Source organism: Rhodococcus sp. NS-SX18, from assembly GCF_057367935.1.
The window spans coordinates 2,776,935-2,793,287 of sequence record NZ_CM170633.1 but is presented as its reverse complement, the minus strand read 5'-3'; the positions used below and the strand labels follow the sequence as shown (position 1 = coordinate 2,793,287).

The 16,353-nt window shown below is 69.3% G+C and carries 15 protein-coding genes and 1 riboswitch; of the genes, 11 read left to right on the top strand and 4 right to left on the bottom strand.

Annotated features, from left to right (window positions below; all coding sequences use genetic code 11):
* Positions 1–19: 19 nt before the first annotated feature.
* Positions 20–958 (bottom strand): AAA family ATPase, encoded by a 939-nt coding sequence (locus tag AC2IPW_RS12970; protein WP_486374987.1) that lies wholly within the window; start codon positions 956–958, stop codon positions 20–22.
* A 130-nt stretch (positions 959–1,088) separates the two neighbouring features.
* Between AC2IPW_RS12970 and AC2IPW_RS12965 the strand changes: the two genes are divergently transcribed.
* From AC2IPW_RS12965 to gcvP, 11 genes are all read left to right on the top strand, one after another.
* Positions 1,089–1,706: an NUDIX hydrolase gene (locus AC2IPW_RS12965; protein ID WP_003937280.1), complete on the top strand. Its 618-nt coding sequence runs from the start codon at positions 1,089–1,091 to the stop codon at positions 1,704–1,706.
* 74 nt (positions 1,707–1,780) lie between these two features.
* Complete coding sequence (locus AC2IPW_RS12960; protein WP_416061130.1) at positions 1,781–2,398, top strand: CDP-alcohol phosphatidyltransferase family protein; 618 nt, start codon at positions 1,781–1,783, stop codon at positions 2,396–2,398.
* Entirely contained in the window at positions 2,395–3,261 is an 867-nt protein-coding gene (locus AC2IPW_RS12955; protein WP_486374986.1) for a DUF881 domain-containing protein, read from the top strand. The genes AC2IPW_RS12960 and AC2IPW_RS12955 overlap by 4 nt, the downstream gene beginning before the upstream one ends.
* A 4-nt stretch (positions 3,262–3,265) precedes the next feature.
* The gene (locus AC2IPW_RS12950) at positions 3,266–3,622 is read left to right on the top strand and encodes a small basic family protein (protein ID WP_003937277.1); all 357 of its coding nucleotides are present in this window, start codon (positions 3,266–3,268) and stop codon (positions 3,620–3,622) included.
* Between the two features lie 4 nt (positions 3,623–3,626).
* On the top strand, positions 3,627–4,367 hold the full coding sequence (locus AC2IPW_RS12945) for a DUF881 domain-containing protein (RefSeq protein ID WP_003937276.1): 741 nt from the start codon (positions 3,627–3,629) through the stop codon (positions 4,365–4,367).
* Positions 4,368–4,410: 43 nt separating this feature from the next.
* Positions 4,411–4,815 (top strand): glycine cleavage system protein GcvH, encoded by a 405-nt coding sequence (gcvH, locus tag AC2IPW_RS12940; protein WP_003937275.1) that lies wholly within the window; start codon positions 4,411–4,413, stop codon positions 4,813–4,815.
* Positions 4,816–4,989: 174 nt separating this feature from the next.
* Positions 4,990–5,457: a glycogen accumulation regulator GarA gene (garA, locus tag AC2IPW_RS12935; RefSeq protein ID WP_003937274.1), complete on the top strand. Its 468-nt coding sequence runs from the start codon at positions 4,990–4,992 to the stop codon at positions 5,455–5,457.
* Positions 5,457–6,194, top strand: a complete 738-nt coding sequence (gene ftsR, locus AC2IPW_RS12930) for a transcriptional regulator FtsR (protein ID WP_040782825.1) — start codon at positions 5,457–5,459, stop codon at positions 6,192–6,194. The genes garA and ftsR overlap by 1 nt, the downstream gene beginning before the upstream one ends.
* A 104-nt stretch (positions 6,195–6,298) precedes the next feature.
* Positions 6,299–6,772 carry a bifunctional nuclease family protein gene (locus tag AC2IPW_RS12925; RefSeq protein ID WP_003937272.1) on the top strand — a complete coding sequence of 158 codons (474 nt, stop codon included), beginning with the start codon at positions 6,299–6,301 and terminating at the stop codon, positions 6,770–6,772.
* Positions 6,773–7,027: 255 nt separating this feature from the next.
* A complete protein-coding gene (locus tag AC2IPW_RS12920) occupies positions 7,028–7,654 on the top strand; it encodes a MerR family transcriptional regulator (RefSeq protein ID WP_003937271.1) in 627 nt (208 codons plus the stop codon).
* A gap of 72 nt (positions 7,655–7,726) precedes the next feature.
* A riboswitch (glycine riboswitch) is annotated at positions 7,727–7,821 on the top strand.
* A gap of 168 nt (positions 7,822–7,989) precedes the next feature.
* On the top strand, positions 7,990–10,842 hold the full coding sequence (gcvP, locus tag AC2IPW_RS12915) for an aminomethyl-transferring glycine dehydrogenase (protein WP_486374985.1): 2,853 nt from the start codon (positions 7,990–7,992) through the stop codon (positions 10,840–10,842).
* Between the two features lie 138 nt (positions 10,843–10,980).
* On the opposite strand, the gene AC2IPW_RS12910 is transcribed toward gcvP, so the two are convergent.
* The 3 genes from AC2IPW_RS12910 to AC2IPW_RS12900 all read right to left on the bottom strand — a co-directional run bounded on the left by AC2IPW_RS12910 (position 10,981) and on the right by AC2IPW_RS12900 (position 16,209).
* Complete coding sequence (locus AC2IPW_RS12910) at positions 10,981–12,135, bottom strand: metallophosphoesterase (protein WP_486374984.1); 1,155 nt, start codon at positions 12,133–12,135, stop codon at positions 10,981–10,983.
* A 4-nt stretch (positions 12,136–12,139) separates the two neighbouring features.
* The gene (locus tag AC2IPW_RS12905) at positions 12,140–13,870 is read right to left on the bottom strand and encodes a substrate-binding domain-containing protein (protein WP_416061126.1); all 1,731 of its coding nucleotides are present in this window, start codon (positions 13,868–13,870) and stop codon (positions 12,140–12,142) included.
* A 146-nt stretch (positions 13,871–14,016) separates the two neighbouring features.
* Positions 14,017–16,209: a malate synthase G gene (locus AC2IPW_RS12900; RefSeq protein ID WP_486374983.1), complete on the bottom strand. Its 2,193-nt coding sequence runs from the start codon at positions 16,207–16,209 to the stop codon at positions 14,017–14,019.
* Between the last annotated feature and the right edge of the window lie 144 nt (positions 16,210–16,353).

The window sequence follows — 16,353 nt, the reverse complement described above, 5'->3', positions numbered from 1 at the left end:
TCTCGGCGGGGACGGACCTTCAACCGGGGGCGGCGGCAGCAGGACGGAGAAGGAAGTGGTCCTGCCAGATCTCCCGCAGCACCGCTTCGGGAGTGGTTTCGGAGACCTCGTCGACCGCGATCCGTCCGGACAGCGCCACCAGCAGCGCGTCGAGCACAGCGTCGGTGTAGTCCGACGGAAGATCCCGCGGTGGGTCGGTCGAGTCCGGTAGATCGTCGGCAACCCCGCGCATATCGAACAGCTGTATGGCGACCAGGGTCAGGTCGATCGCGCCGCGGACGCTGGACCCACCCCTCAGATCGGGGTGCTCCCGCGTCGCACGGGTGAGGGCTACCGCATCGGCGACGAGCCGTGCCGACCCGCATCCGGTCCGTCGGACGACGATCTCGTGTTCGGCTCGCGTGTCCTGATAACTCACCGACAGCCGGCAGAACCGGTCGTGCACACTCATCGACAACCGGACGGTGCCGATGTTGTCGAACGGGTTCATCGAGGCCACCACGCGGAACGCCGGATCGGCTGTCACCGTGCCCACCCGCGGCACCGTGATCCGCCGTTCCGCCATCGCGGTCAGCAGGCTGTTGAGTGTGTCCTCGGGCGATCGGTTGAACTCCTCGAGGTAGAGCACGCCACCGTCGCGCATCGCCGCCACCAGCGGTCCGGGCACGAAGTTGTCCTCGTGGTAGCCCTCGGACAGCACCCGTGCCGGATCGTGATACCCGACCAGGCGCGCCGGCGTCAGATCGGCGTTCCCCTCGACGAACATCAGCGGACTGCCGAGCTCGGCGGTGATGGCCCCGAGCAGGGTGGACTTGCTGGTCCCCGGCGGCCCCTCGAGGAGTACGTCACGCCCTGCCCCGATCGCGGCGAGCAGAAGATCGGCCTCGCGGACGCGTCCCACCACCCGCTCTGCGACTCCCCGCCGGACCTCTGCCATCGATCGGATGGTGCGCTGCATGCTCACGTCCTCGTGTGCCCCTGAATCTGTTCGTTTCGTCGAACAACTATGCACCGGCAGGGGGCGCCGGACGGAGCGATTCGGTAATCCATGCGCAGAATCGCAGTTCCCACCGCCTAATGTCGGTGCCATGACTGTCCGGAACCCCCTGGACCCGAGCGAGGCCGGGTCGGCGCTCGCCGCGTTCGAGCCCCGTTTTCTGCCCCTGGACGGCCGGCGTCACGCCGCGGTGGTCGTCGCCGTACTCGACGACGGCCACGGCAACCCGGTCGTGCCGCTCACTCGCCGACCGACGCGCCTGCGATCTCATCCCGGTCAGTTCGCACTGCCGGGCGGACGCCTCGACGACGGGGAGACCCCCGACGTGGCCGCGCTGCGCGAACTGCACGAGGAACTCGGATTGCGCGCCGATCCCGGCGGCATCCTCGGCCGCCTGGACGACTACATCACCCGCTCGGGCTACGTCATCTCGCCCTACGTCGTCTGGGTGGATGCGGCGATCGGCGATCTCGTTCCCAACCCGGACGAGGTCGCCGCACTCTATGCCGTCACCGAGTCCGAACTCGACAGTGAACCCCGGTTCGTCACCATTCCGGAATCGGACAAGCCGGTGATCCAGTGGCCGTTCCGGGGTCATCTCGTCCACGCACCTACCGCTGCGGTGGTGTACCAGTTCCGCGAAGTCGTGCTCCATCGCCGAAGCACCCGAATCGACGACCTGGAACAGCCCGTGTTCGCGTGGAGGTGACCGGTCGCACGGGCAACGGCGGCGAGGGGTGTGCAAGGCTGTCGGGACCTACTCCACGAACGACAGGACCGACGATGAACGACGCGACGACGACCGGTGCGCCGGCTCGATCCGACCGCATCGTCACCGTCCCTAACGTGCTGAGTGTCGTCCGCCTGGCCGGAATCCCGATCTTCCTCTACCTGGTCCTCGTCCTGCATGCCGACGGGTGGGCGCTCGCGGTTCTGATGCTCAGCGGGATCACCGACTGGGCCGACGGCAAGCTCGCACGGTTGCTCGACCAGGCGTCGCGACTCGGGGCGGTGCTCGATCCGCTCGTCGACCGCCTCTACATCGTCACGACACTCCTCGCGCTGGTGGCCCGTGGCATCGTGCCGTGGTGGATCGCCGCGCTCCTGATCGGCCGGGAGCTGGTGCTCGCCCCGACCCTCGCCGTCTATCGACGCCGTGGTCTGCCGCCACCGGAGGTGTTGTACCTGGGCAAGGGCGCCACGTTCCTGCTCATGTTCGCGTTGCCCCTCCTCCTGGCCGCGCAGGCGCTTCCCGCCGCTGCCGGCGTCCTCGAACCCGCCGGGTGGGCCGCCCTCCTCTGGGGCACTGCCCTCTACACGTGGACGGGCGCGCTCTATCTGCTGCAGGCGGTGCAGACGGCTCGGGCGGTGCCCGTGTCGGGAGGGCCGGCCACCGGATGAACCGCAACTGGGAGCAGATCCGTCGCAACCCCGTCCCGTCGCTGCTGAAAGCTCTGCTCGAGGACCATCTCGATCCCGGGTACGCGGGTGCGGCGCGCGACCGCGCCGCCGGCCACACCCGCCCGACCCGGATCGGGATCGGGGTGTGGCTGGTCCTCGGTGGTCTGCTCGCCGGACTCGTCCTCGGGGTAGCGTACGCCCAGAACATCGAGCGCAAATCCGGGACGGATCAGGCGCGCGACGAAATCCTCGCCACCGTCCGCGCGACCGAGGACCGCAACGACGTACTCGCGGCGGCCCGCGACGACTTGTCCACCGAGGTGGAACAGCGCCGTATCGCGGTGCTCGCCGACGACGAGCAAGGGACGGCGGTGCTCGACCGCCTCGCCCGCGCAGAGGACGACGCTGCGTCGACGCCTGTGCACGGACCGGGGATCACGGTGACTCTCGCCGATCCGGCTTCGCGGCCCGACCTGACGGACTCGGCGGAGAAGGACCGCGGCCGCAGCGCCTCGGTGATCCTCGACCGCGATCTGCAGTCGGTCGTCAACGCGCTCTGGCACAGTGGCGCCGAGGCCGTCTCGATCAACGGGGTCCGGATCGGCCCGGGTGTCACGGTCCGGCAGGCCGGGGGAGCGATGCTCGTGGACAACCGGCCGGTCTTCTCCCCGTACACGGTCGCCGCCGTCGGGTCCCCTGTGGAGCTGCAGACCGGGTTCGTGGTCAGCGACGCGTACCTGCGCATGTCAGGGGTGCAGCAGCTCTACGGAGTAGGTTTCACCATCGCGGATGCGGCAGACCTGGCGCTGCCGGCCGCCACGGTGCGCGACGTCGCATCGGCACAGGAAACGGGAGAGCGGTGAGACGGTGGTGACCAAACGCGGATACGCCCTGTACGCGGTGCTGGCCCTCGGTGTGGGCATCGTGGTGGGTGTGATCGTCAGTCCCCAGGTTCCCGACGTGGTCCAGCCTTACCTGCCCATCGCGGTCGTTGCGGCGCTCGACGCGGTCTTCGGCGGCCTGCGCGCCTATCTGGACGAGATCTTCGACGCCAAGGTGTTCGTCGTCTCCTTCGTCTTCAACGTGCTGGTCGCCGCACTGATCGTCTGGCTCGGTGACCAGCTCGGGGTGGGCACCCAGCTGTCCACGGCGATCGTCGTGGTTCTCGGTATCCGGATCTTCGGGAACGCATCCGCCCTGCGCCGCAGGCTGTTCGGGGCGTAGCAGGATGGGCGAGGGCAAGCACGAACGGCACGAGACGGCCGAGACCGGTACAGCGCGCCGATCGCGGATCGTCTTCTCCGCTCTGGCGGCACTGCTCATGGTCCTGCTCGGGGTGGGGATCGCCACTCAGGTCAGGAACACCGGTTCGGGTGATGCGCTCGACTCCGCCCGGCCCGCCGACCTGCTGGCGGTACTCGACAACCTCAACCGGCGTGAGGCGGAGCTGCGCCAGGAGATCACCACCCTGGAGCAGACGCTGGCCAGTCTGCAACGCAACGGCTCCGAGGCCGCGCTCGCGGAGGCGCAGCAGCGCCTGTCGGCGTTGCAGATCCAGGTGGGTACCGCCCCGGCCACCGGTCCGGGCGTGATCTTGACCATCGCCGACCCTCGGCGAGGAGTGGGCCCGGAGGTTCTTCTCGACACGATCCAGGAGCTGCGCGCCGCAGGAGCGGAAGCCGTGCAGGTCGCCGGAACCGGTGGCGCTGCCGTGCGTGTCGGCGTGGACTCCTGGGTGGGCGGAACCGCCGGTGCGCTGGTCGTCGACGATCGGCCGCTCGCGGCGCCCTACGTCGTCGCTGCGATCGGGGACGCGCCCACACTGGCGGCGGCGCTGAACATCCCCGGTGGTGTGGTCGACACGGTGGCACGTGCCGGCGGGACGGTACAGATCGAACAGTCGCCGCAGGTCGAGGTACCCGCCTTGCGGGAGATCGAGCCGCGACAATACTCTCAGCCCGGTAACTGAACCCGGCGTTCCACGCGAATGTCGCTGCCCGAAAGGACCTGTCGTGAGTGAGTTCCGAACACCCGCCGATCTGCGTTACACGGCGGAGCACGAGTGGGTTCGCCGAACCGGCGACGTGACCGCACGCCTCGGCATCACCGACTACGCCCAGTCACAGCTCGGCGACGTCGTCTTCGTGCAGCTGCCCGAGGCCGGTGCGGAACTCACCGCGGGGGAGTCCTTCGGCGAGGTGGAATCGACCAAGAGCGTGTCCGACGTGTTCGCTCCGCTCACGGCGAAAGTCGTTGGCGTGAACTCGGATCTGGACGGCAATCCCGAACTCGTCAACGGGGATCCGTACGAGGCCGGCTGGCTGGTGGACGTCGAGGTCGCCAGCAAGGACGAGCTGGACGCCGCTCTGGCGGACACGCTCGACGCCGACGGATACCGCGCGATCACGCAGAACTGACCCCGCATCCGGCCGGGGCCGCGTCTGCCTGCACGAAGGACGTTGTGCAGGGTACGGTCATCGGTAGGCGTGTGCCGGGTCGGGGCGCGGGTCCGTACCGGAAGTGATCGTGGCTGAACGAAACTGCGGCCCCGGGGGAGCGATCCCGAAGGGCCGAACGGATAAGGAGATACGGTGAGCGAGAACGGCAACGCGGGCTACGAGGAAACCCCTGCGGAAACCACTTCGGTGTTTCGTGCCGACTTCCTGAACGAACTCGATACCACCGGCACGGGCGCGGGGACGACCGAAGCGCCGGTTTCGGGGGTCGAGGGGCTTCCCACAGGATCGGCGCTGCTCGTCGTCAAGCGTGGCCCGAACGCCGGGTCGCGTTTCCTGCTCGATCAGCCGACGACGTCGGCGGGGCGCCACCCGGACAGCGACATCTTCCTCGACGACGTGACGGTCAGCCGTCGGCACGCCGAGTTCCGCCAGGACGAGGGCGAGTTCCAGGTCGTCGATGTGGGAAGCCTGAACGGGACCTACGTCAACCGCGAGCCGGTGGACTCGGCAGTTCTCGCGAACGGCGACGAGGTGCAGATCGGAAAGTTCCGGCTGGTGTTCCTCACCGGCCCGCGGGGTTCGCAGGGCACGGGTAGCTGATGACCGCTGCCCGCCAGCCGTCACCGGGGGGTATGTCGATCGGCTCCGTGCTCGATCGGCTCCGGCCCGAGTTTCCGGACGTGACGATCTCGAAGATCCGCTTCCTCGAATCCGAGGGGTTGATCAGTCCGGAACGCACCCCGTCGGGTTATCGTCGTTTCTCGATCGCGGACTGTGAGCGTCTGCGGTACGTACTGACCGCGCAACGGGACCAGTACCTGCCCTTGAAGGTGATCAAGGAACAGCTCGAGGCGATCGACCGCGGTGTCGCGACGGTGGGCTCGGTGGAGGGTCGCCCGAAGCGGCTCCGGACCCTGGCCGTGGCCCCGGGTCAGGTGTCGCCGGAGGATCTGCGCGCGGACCGGGAGGTGCGGATCAGCCGGGAGGACCTGTGCGGGCAGGCGGGCATAGAGACGTCCTTCCTCACGGAGCTGATCCGCGCCGGGCTCATCGTGCCCGGCGCGGCCGGCTTCTTCGACGAGGATGCGGTACTGCTGGCGCGCACGGCCAAAGCCATGTCCGAGTTCGGTCTCGAGGTTCGGCACCTGCGTGCTTTCAAGCTCGCGGCCGACCGGGAGGCGGGCCTGGTGGCGCAGATCGCGGGTCCGGTCGCGAAGGGCCGGGACGTCGGTGCGCGTGCTCGGGCCGAGGAAATGGTCCGGGAACTGGCAGCGCTGTCGTTGACGATGCACACCTGCCTCGTCAAGGCCGCCGTCCGGGGCGCTCTGGATCGGTGAACGGCGGGCGTCGACCTCGACGGCGGCGCGTTTGGCACTAGAATTCAGGGGGATATCGGCGGACGGTTCGCCACCGTCGCACAGCAGGGATGGGAGGCGGCTCGATGAGCGAGATGCGAGTAGTGGGGATCCGGATCGAGCAACCGCAGAATCAGCCTGTCCTGCTGCTGCGCGAAGTCGACGGAGATCGGTACCTGCCGATCTGGATCGGCCAGATGGAAGCCACGGCGATCGCACTGGAACAGCAGGGCGTCGAGCCGGTCCGGCCGTTGACGCACGACCTGATCAAGAATCTGGTCGATGCCTTCGGTCGCACCCTCGAAGAGGTCCGGATCGTGGACCTCAAGGAGGGGACGTTCTACGCCGACCTCGTCTTCGACGGCGGTCTGCGCGTGTCGTCCCGCCCCTCCGATGCCGTCGCTGTAGCCTTGCGCATCGGCGCGCCGGTCTTCGTGGAGGAACCGGTGCTCGCGGAAGCGGGCCTCGTCATGCCGGATGAGCGGGAGGACGAGGTCGAGAAGTTCAAGGAATTTCTCGAATCCGTCTCCCCCGACGACTTCAAGGCGACGGACGGCTGATCGTCGAACGTCGCCGAGGTTCTGTCGCGACTTCCGGCCGACGGCCGGAGCGCACACTGCGAGTGAGATGCGGAACCGGAAGATCGTCGTCCGGTCGGCGTGTTGCTGCCCAACTTTTCGTACGGGGCGTACGCTGAGTGAATCGCTACGGATCGACTCGGTGGGTCAGCGAGCGCTCGACGATCGGATGGGGGTGGGGATCCGCCCGTCGTTCGTTCCAGGGCACGCCTGTGCACGCGAGAGGGAGTCACAACAGTGGGAGATCGGCCGCAGGGACAGCAGCTCAGCTTCGACGCCGTCGACCGCGATGCCCCGTCACGGGCAGCTCTCGACGCCGACGAAATGCAGCCGGGCCTGTTCCCGGACGATTCGGTGCCCGACGAGCTCGTCGGCTACCGCGTGCCCATCGCCTGCCAGATCGCCGGCATCACCTACCGTCAGCTCGACTACTGGGCGCGGACCAATCTGGTCGTTCCGTCCATCCGGGGCGCGGCAGGCTCGGGCAGCCAACGGCTCTACTCGTTCAAGGACATCCTGGTCCTGAAGATCGTCAAGCGCCTGCTCGACACGGGTATCTCGCTGCAGAACATCAGGGTGGCGGTCGATCACCTCCGCGAACGCGGAGTGCGGGACCTGGCGAAGATCACCCTGTTTTCCGACGGCACGACCGTGTACGAGTGCACCTCACCGGAAGAGGTGGTCGATTTACTGCAGGGCGGGCAGGGAGTGTTCGGCATCGCGGTGAGCGGCGCCATGCGGGAGCTGACCGGCAGCATCGCCGACTTCCCGGCTGAGCGGGCGGACGGTGGCAACGTGGAACAGCGACCCGAGGACGAGCTGGCCTCCCGCCGCCGCGAACGCGTCAATCGGCGGATCGGGTAGACGCTCGTCACACGAAACATCCGCGGCCTCGGTGCTGCCAGGCCTTCCGGTGCCCTAGAATCAGGGGTGCGTCGCCGCCGTGCGGGAGAGTTCCGGACCTGTTCCGGACGCCGAAGGAGCAGCACCTCCCCGTCAATCTCTCAGGCATCGAGGACCGTACGGGCACCGACGTCTCTGGAAAGCGGTGGGAGCACCCACCCGCCCACGGGGAAAGGGCCGGTTCGTTCCGGTACCGAATCTCTCAGGCGCTCGCTCGACGAGCTCGCGACAGAGGGGGAGGACACGCACCGTGCGACCCTTGCCCGGATGCGGACCTCCGACCTCAGGGAGTCGCGATGACCGATGCTGCTACGTACACCTTCGCCGACCGCCACGTCGGCCCCGACGCGGCGGGCTTGCGCCGCATTCTCGACGTCGTCGGCGTCGAATCCCTCGACGAGCTGGCCGCGAAGGCGGTGCCCGCCGGCATCCTCGACACCCGGACCGACGGGGTCGCGGACGGGCTCGAGTCGCTCGACGCGCCGATGTCGGAACACGAGGTGCTCGAGGCCCTGCAGGAACTCGCCGGGCGGAACACCGTTGCGACGTCGATGATCGGTCAGGGGTACTACGGCACGCTGACTCCGCCGGTCCTGCTCCGCAACATCATCGAGAATCCCGCCTGGTATACGGCATACACCCCGTACCAGCCGGAGATCAGCCAAGGGCGCCTCGAAGCTCTCCTCAACTTCCAGACCATGGTCTCGGACCTGACCGGCATGGAGGTCGCCAACTCGTCGATGCTGGACGAGGCGACCGCCGCTGCGGAGGCGATGACGCTGCTCGCCCGCGCGAACCGCAAGTGCCGGAGCACGCGCGTCGTCGTCGACACCGACCTGTTCGCTCAGACCGCGGCGGTCCTCGCGACCCGGGCGGAACCCCTGGGAATCGAGATCGTCACCGCGAATCTCGTCGACGACGGTCTGCCCGAGGGAGAATTCTTCGGGGTGATCCTGCAGATCCCGGGTGCCTCCGGCCGGGTGTTCGACGCAAGTCCCCTGGTCGAGGCGGCACACGAGCGTGGCGCCCTCGTCGCGGTGGGGGCGGACCTGCTGGCCCTGACCCTGCTCACCCCGCCCGGCGAACAGGGCGCGGACGTATGCTTCGGCACCACCCAACGCTTCGGCGTGCCCATGGGATTCGGCGGGCCGCATGCGGGTTACCTCGCGGTGCACGCCGCCCATGCCCGCAACCTGCCGGGCCGGCTCGTCGGCGTCTCGGTCGACGCCGACGGGGCGCCGGCGTACCGGCTGGCGCTGCAGACGCGTGAGCAGCACATCCGCCGCGAGAAGGCGACCAGCAACATCTGCACCGCGCAGGTGCTCCTCGCGGTCCTTGCCGCGATGTACGCGTCGTACCACGGCGCCGAGGGTCTGGCCGGGATCGCAACCCGCGTGGCGGGCCAGGCCGCCCGGCTCGCGGCGTCGCTGCAAGCCGCCGGCCTCGAGGTGGTGCACGACCACTTCTTCGACACCGTTCTGGTCCGCGTTCGCGGCCGCGCCGACGCGGTGGTCGCGGCGGCGCTCGAGGCGGGCATCAACGTCCGGCGGGTCGACGGGGACCAGGTGGGGATCTCGTGCGACGAGGCGACCCGCGACGCCGATGTGGCTGCAGTTCTCGCCGCGTTCGGGGCGGAGGACACCGCGGCGGAAGCCGCTCCCGCCCTTCCCCGGCACCTCGCGCGCACGAGCGTGTACCTGCGGCACGAGGCGTTCACCCGGTACCGTACCGAGACCGCGATGATGCGGTACCTGCGCCGCCTGTCCGACATGGACCTCGCCCTGGATCGCACCATGATCCCGCTGGGTTCGTGCACGATGAAGCTCAATGCCGCCACGGAGATGGAGGCGATCACCTGGCCCGGATTCTCGGCGCTCCATCCGTTCGCCCCGGCGGATCAGACGGCGGGCATCCGCCGACTCATCGCGGACCTGGAAGGATGGCTTGCCGCGGTGACCGGGTACGACGCGGTGAGCCTGCAGCCGAACGCCGGTAGCCAGGGCGAGTACGCCGGGCTTCTGGCGATCCGCCACTACCACCTGAGCCGGGGCGACGAGCATCGCGACACCTGCCTGATCCCGTCGAGCGCCCACGGCACCAACGCCGCCTCCGCCGTCATGGCCGGCATGCGGGTGGAGGTCGTGGCGTGCCGTTCGAACGGTGACGTGGACCTCGACGATCTGCGCGCGAAGATCGCCGATCACGCCGAACGCCTCGCCGCGATCATGATCACGTACCCGTCGACCCATGGTGTCTACGAGCACGAGATCGCCGACATCTGCGGCGCCGTGCACGACGCCGGTGGCCAGGTGTACATCGACGGCGCCAACCTGAACGCTCTCGTCGGTCTGGCACGACCCGGCAAGTTCGGCGGCGACGTGAGCCATCTGAACCTGCACAAGACCTTCTGCATCCCGCACGGCGGCGGTGGTCCCGGGGTGGGGCCGATCGGCGTGCGCGCACACCTGGTGCCGTTCCTGCCCGGCCACCCGGCGGAGCCGGGCCTCGGTGGGGGCGGGCCGGTGTCGGCGGCGCCGTTCGGATCTGCATCCATCCTCCCGATCACGTGGGCGTACATCAAGCTGATGGGGGCGCAGGGCCTGCGGCGGGCTTCGCTGACCGCGATCGCGTCGGCGAACTACATCGCGCGCCGGCTCGACGAGTACTTTCCTGTCCTGTACACGGGTGAGAACGGCATGGTGGCGCACGAGTGCATCCTCGATCTGCGGCCGCTGACGAAGGACACGGGGGTCACCGTCGACGACGTCGCGAAGCGTCTGGCGGACTACGGCTTCCACGCGCCCACCATGAGCTTCCCCGTCGCGGGCACCCTCATGGTCGAGCCCACCGAGAGCGAGGACCTGTCCGAGCTGGACGCGTTCATCGACGCGATGATTGCCATCCGCGCCGAGATCGACCGGGTCGGGGCAGGGGAGTGGCCGGTGGACGACAACCCGCTGCGCGGGGCGCCGCACACCGCCCAGTGCCTGGTGGGGGAATGGACCCACCCCTACAGCCGCGAAACCGCGGTGTACCCGCTGGGGCAGGGGCGCGCGAAGGTGTGGCCTGCGGTACGGCGCATCGACGGGGTGTACGGGGATCGGAACCTCGTGTGTTCGTGCCCGCCGTTGGAGGCCTACAGCAGCTGACCGAGCCCTCGGGGGTGAGCCGCTCCGGCAGCTCACCCCCGAGAACCCGTGTATAATATTCCGCACAATACGGAAACTAATAAATATCAGAACTAGCGCCTACCAAAACAAGTCAGGTCACGCAAAAAACAACGAGGCTCAGACCGAAAACGCGTTCAGTTGCAGAATCGCCACTTCCGGAGGCGTGGCAATGCGTACCGGCGGCCCCCAGGCGCCGGTCCCGCGGGAGGTGTAGACGAGCGTGTCTCCGAACCGGTCGAGACCGGTCACCGTCGGTTGCTGCAGGGGTACGACGTATCCGAGCGGCCACATCTGTCCGCCGTGCGTGTGCCCGGACAACTGCAGGTCGACGCCGTGGTCGCGCGCCTCGAACACGTGCCGGGGCTGGTGGGCGGCCAGGAGAACGAAGCGTTCGGGATCGCGGTCCTGCAGTGCCGCGGTCAGATCCGCTTCGTTCGGGGCAGGCGCCGAATAGTCGTGGATGCCGGCGAGGTCGATCGCATCACCACCGCGCTCGAGGGTGACTCGTTCGTTGCGGAGGGTGCGTACCCCGAGGGTTTCCCAGAAATCCAGCCAGGACATCGCGTCGTCGGCGTAGTACTCGTGGTTGCCGCTGACGCCGTAGACCCCGAGTGGGGCCCGCAGGTCGGCGAGGGGCGCCAGGTCGGGCCCGACGAGGGCGATGGTGCCGTCGGTGAGGTCTCCGCCCAGCACGATCAGGTCCGGCTGCTGTGCGTTGACGAGATCCACTGTGCGACGGGTGAACTCGCGGCCGCGGGATGGGCCGACGTGCAGGTCGGTGACGAGAGCGACGCGCAGTCCCTCGAATCCGGTCGGGAGCCGGCGCAGGGGGATCCGGGTGTGCACGATCCGGGGCCGAGCCGCCTCGACGGTCCCGTAGCCGACGGCGGCGACCGCCCCGACGGCCAGCGCACCCGTCGCGATCTGCAGAGCTCGTCGCCTGGAAGGATCCGGCGGAGGGACGTCGTCGCGCCGGAACCGGCGTACCGTGCGCGCAGCGAGGCAGACGATCCCGATCAGGAGCGTCCCGAGAACCAGGTACAGCACGACGCCGAGCCACGTCCAGCCGAGGAATCCGAACGGGCGGGCCCAGCGCGGATCGAGTGATGTGCCGCTCTGCGCACCGATCAGTGCGACGACGAGGAGGACACCGAGTGCGGTGTTCGCGGCGATCGCCGCGCGGCCGCGCAGGCCGGGGGCGCGGACGAGACGGCGGTGGAGCCAGAAGGTGATGAGGGCGAGGAACGTCCCCGCGACGAGTAGTCGGATCACGGTGTCAGGACATCAACTTTCGGACGGCGGCGGAGAGTTCGGGGCCGTCGGTCGTGGCGACGGAGACGAGTGCGCCGCCGGTGCGGTCGGCGAGGGTCTGCAGAGTATTGCGGTCGGTGTCGTCGCCGAGGGCCACGACGTCGATCCGGACGGGCCGGCCGGGGTCGCCGGCGGCGGTGACGAGGTCGAGGATGCGCTGGCGTGTGGTGCCGTCGTCGTTGGCGCTGTCGGTGATCAGGAGGACGGAGTTGGGCCGGCCGGGTGTGAAGTTGCGGACGGCGTCGACGTAGGCGGCGGCCAAGGACTGGTAGACGGCGGAGCCGTCGGCGGTGCTGGTGCCGCTCAGGGCGGTGGTCAGAGCGGTGCGCTGGTCCGCGGTGAGCGCGCCGCGCTCCACCGTGGAGCGGTACGGGGTGGTGCCGTCGAGGTTGTCGGCGAAGATCCACAGGGCGAGGCTCGAGGCGTCCGGCGACCGGTCCACGTGCTGGTCGAGGGCGGCGGCGAGGTGAGCGAGACGGGTGTCGTCGCCCTCGACGGTGTCCATGGACGTGGAGGTGTCGAGAAGGATCGTGGTGGTGCGGGGCGCCACCGGTGCGCGCCGGTGGTCCAGGAGGATGTCGGCGACGGCCGGGTCGGCGCGGTTCAGGGTCTGCGCAATGCGGGGGAAGGGAACCGCGTCGCTACGGGGGGCGGGCTGACCGTCGACCCGGAACCCGGCGTCGGCCAGGGCGCGGGCGGCGTCGGGTTCGCGTAGGTAGCCGGCCAGTGCGGCGGCCGCGCGGGCGAGTGTCTCGTCGACCCATGGGGCGTCGATCACGGCGGCGGGGAAGTCTGCGGTGGGGGTGGGGCCGGCGGGTACGAACTCGGCGAGGCCGGGGGCTCCGCCGGACGTGACCGCTGTGTGCAGCTGTTGCTCGGTGATCGGTACGGCGTGCACGGTGCCGTCCGCGCCGGGTGCGTCGGCGAGGGTGTCCAGGGCTGCGGCGGTGGTCGGTCCGGCGCCGAGGGTGTCGGCGCCGAGTGCGAGGGCACCGACCGCAGAGGTGGCTGCTGGGGAAGCGGCTTGTTCGACGGTCAGGGGGCCGGGTCCGGCGTCGGTGACCGCCGCGGCGACGGCCTCGAGGGCGGGTGTGGTGGCGTCCGTGTCGGGACCGGTGGGCAGGGCGAGGCGGAGACCGTTCCAGCCGTCGAGGCCCAGACCGGCGAGGACGCTGCCGTCGGACTGGAGGGAGGGCAGTTGACGCCAGCCGGTGCCTGCGGCGTCGAGGGCACGCTCGAGTTCGGCGGGGACGGCCAGCACGATGGGGGATGTGGCGAGGGAGCGGGACTGCCCGTCGAGGGCCTGTGCCGCGCGCGCGGTGGCGTCGCTGCTGAAAGGGACCCAGAGGGCGGGCGGGGGGCCGAGGGCGGGGTCCCAGCGGGGATCGGCCGGTGGGGCGTCCTCGGCGGTGAGGGCGGTGGTGGCCGGGGCGGTGGCGACGGCGGTGACGCGTACGTCGATGCAGTGGTCGCGGACGACGGGGCGGGTGTCGGTGACCCAGCGGGCGGCGAGGGTGGTCAGTGTGGGGGCGACGGCGGGATCTGCGGCGACGTCGAGGAGCGCGTCGCCCTCGACGCAGGTCTGCGCGGCTTCGGTCGCCTGCTCGTCGATGCGTTCGCGCAGGCGGAACCAGCCGACGACGGCGAGGACGAGGACGAGTGCCACGGCGACGGCAATGATCGGGCCCTTGCTCACGCCTCTGGCGCGACCCGTTCCGCGATGTCGACCCACGTGTTTCCTGCCTGTCGTCGTGTCTGCCCCCGCCGTTCCCGGAGTCTAGTGATCGGCTGTGAGACACCACGGCCCCCGATCCACTGTGGATCGGGGGCCGTGGCTGGGGGTCAGGCTCGGCGGCCGTGGGCGGCCTTGAACTCGAGGCGGCGCCGGTGCAGGATCGGCTCGGTGTAGCCGCTGGGCTGCGTGGTGCCTTCGAGGATCAGTTCCTTGGCTGCCTGGAAGGCGATGCTGGAGTCGAAGTCCGGGGCCATCGGCAGGTAGGTCGGGTCGCCGGCGTTCTGCCGGTCGACGACCGGTGCCATGCGCTGCAGGGCGGTCACGACGTCGTCGGCGGTGACGATGCCGTGGTGGATCCAGTTGGCGAGCAGCTGGCTGGAGATGCGCAGGGTGGCGCGGTCCTCCATGAGGGCGATGTCGTGGATGTCGGGCACCTTCGAGCAGCCGACGCCCTGGGAGATCCACCGCACGACGTAGCCGAGGATGGACTGGCAGTTGTTGTCGAGTTCCTCGCGCTTCTCCTCGTCGGTCCAGTCGGTGGACGGGGCGAGCGGGATGGTGAGGATGTCGTCGACGGTGGCGCGACGCTTGCCTTTCAGCTCGTCCTGCACGCCGAACACGTCGACCTGGTGGTAGTGGGTGGCGTGCAGGGTCGCTCCGGTGGGCGAGGGCACCCAGGCGGTGTTGGCGCCGGCGCGGGGCTGGCCGATCTTCTGGTCGAGCATGTCCGCCATGAGGTCGGTCATCGCCCACATGCCCTTGCCGATCTGGGCCTTGCCCTGCAGCCCGCACGCGAGCCCGGTGTCGACGTTCCAGTCCTCGTAGGCAAGAATCCACTGCTGCTTCTTCATCTCGGCCTTGCGGACCATGGCGCCGGCCTCCATGGAGGTGTGGATCTCGTCGCCGGTGCGGTCGAGGAAGCCGGTGTTGATGAACACCACGCGCTCGCTGGCCTCCTTGATGCAGGCCTTCAGGTTGACGGTGGTGCGGCGTTCCTCGTCCATGATGCCGACCTTGAGGGTGTTGGCCGGCAGGCCCAGGACCTCTTCGACCCGGCCGAACAGTTCGGTGGTGAAGGCGACCTCTTCGGGGCCGTGCTGTTTGGGCTTGACGATGTAGATCGAGCCGGTGCGGGAGTTGATCAGCGGGCCGGTCGCGTCGCCGACGGACAGGCCGTGCACGGCGGCGAGGCTGGTGATCAGCGCGTCGAGGATGCCCTCGGGGACCTCGTTGCCGTCGGCGTCGAGCACGGCCGGGTTGGTCATCAAATGCCCGACGTTGCGGACGAACAGCAGCGACCGTCCGTGCAGGGTGAGTTCGGAGCCGTCGGGGGCGGTGTAGACGCGATCGGCATTGAGGGCGCGGGTGAAGGTCTTGCCGCCCTTGGCGATCTCCTCGGCGAGGTCGCCGCGGTTGAGTCCGAGCCAGTTGCGGTAGCCGACGACCTTGTCCTCGGCGTCGACGGCGGCGACCGAGTCTTCGAAGTCCATGATGGTGGTGACCGCGGATTCGAGGACGACGTCCTTGACGCCGGCGGCGTCGGTGCTGCCGATCGGGGAGTCCGGGTCGATCAGGATCTCGACGTGCAGGCCGTGGTTGCGCAGCAGCACCGCGGTGGGGGCGGTCTGGTCGCCGAGGTAGCCGGCGAACTTCTCCGGCTGGGCCAGGGTGGTGGTCGTGCCGTCGCCGAGTTCGATCTTCAGCTCGGCGCCGTCGACGAAGTACCGGGTCGAGTCGGTGTGCGATCCGGTGGTGAGGGCGGCGGCGGTGTCGAGGAAGTCTCGGGCCCAGGCGATGACCTTGTCGCCGCGGACCTTGTTGTAGCCGGTGCCCTTCTCCGCGCCGCCTTCTTCGGAGATGGCATCGGTGCCGTAGAGGGCGTCGTAGAGCGAGCCCCAGCGGGCGTTGGAGGCATTGAGGGCGAAGCGGGCGTTGAGCACCGGCACCACCAGCTGCGGACCGGCGGTGGTGGCGATCTCGGTGTCGACGCCCGCGGTGGTGACCTGGAAGTCGGCGGGCTCGGGCACGAGGTAGCCGATGTCCTCGAGGAACGCCTTGTAGGCGGCGGCGTCGTGCGCCTGGCCCTTGCGGTCGCGGTGCCAGGTGTCGATCTGTGTCTGCAGCTCGTCCCGCTTGGCGAGCAGGGCGCGGTTGCGGGGGGCGAGATCGTGGATCACCTTGTCCGCGCCGGCCCAGAACGCGGCCGCGTCCACCCCGGTGCCGGGGATCGCCTCGTCGACGACGAAGTCGTAGAGCACCTTGGCGACCTGGAGTCCACCGACTTGCACGCGTTCAGTCATTACCTGCCTCACTCTTTCCGGGACCTGTGCGCTCGCGTCGGCGGTGCCGACGGGCAGCACGACGAACAGCACTCACGTTACCCGCCGGTAGTTTCGGTCGGTTCGACCCGCCGCCGGCGGTACATCGATTCAGCAGCTCCTCTC